Source organism: Collinsella sp. LCP21S3_A9 (assembly GCF_052118785.1).
GTDB lineage: Bacteria > Actinomycetota > Coriobacteriia > Coriobacteriales > Coriobacteriaceae > Collinsella.
The window spans coordinates 1-732 of record NZ_JBQKGN010000062.1 but is presented as its reverse complement, the minus strand read 5'-3'; the positions used below and the strand labels follow the sequence as shown (position 1 = coordinate 732).

The window sequence follows — 732 nt, the reverse complement described above, 5'->3', positions numbered from 1 at the left end:
CGCTTCATCGAGGAGCTCGGGGGCTGGATCGGCCGATACAATACGGAGAGGCGCAGCGATGCGCTCGGCGGCCGCACGCCGGCCGAGTTCCGCGCCGCGCTGGGAAGGGCCGCGTAACGGTCCAAGAAATCGTCCGCAGTCCCGACCCGAAACGGGACGCAGTTTCCGCATCGGCCCCCATCGGGAAGTCACATCCCAGAATGGACGGGGACTGCGGACGATTTCCTGGACCGCTAAATCGCGGCCATCCCCAGCGACGACCGGTAGTCGTCCGGTGTCGCGCCACCGAGCGCGTCGCTTGCCCGCTCGGAGTTGAAGCGCCCTATCCACGCGCCGAGGGCCTCGATGAACTCCCCGGGCGACCAGCCGGACCAGTCCCTCCCGTGGAAGAACTCCTTCTTGAGCAGGCCGAAGAAGCCCTCCATCGCGGCGTTGTCGGGGCTGCAGCCCTTGGCCGACATGCTCCTGACCAGGCCGTTCCGCTCGCATATCGATATCCAGCCCGGCCAGCGGTAGTGCACGCCGCGGTCGGAGTGGATCACGGGGCGCTCGCCGGGCGCCAGCCGGGAGCACGCGTCCGACAGCGTCGAGTTCGCGAGGTCGGCGTCCGGGCGCTCGCCCGTGTTAGCGCTAATCTAAAATTGACCACTTTCGCAAACGCATCTCGCCGAATGCGCTAACGCGCTTTCGCCGACCCCGCTAACGCACTTTCACCAACTGCGCTAACGGAAC

At 66.8% G+C, this 732-nt stretch carries 1 protein-coding gene; it reads right to left on the bottom strand.

The genetic code is table 11. From position 1 onward, the window contains the following. Positions 1-233 precede the first annotated feature (233 nt). A complete protein-coding gene (locus tag ACTQ05_RS09550; RefSeq protein WP_441063733.1) occupies positions 234-542 on the bottom strand; it encodes a transposase in 309 nt (102 codons plus the stop codon). Positions 543-732: the final 190 nt, after the last annotated feature.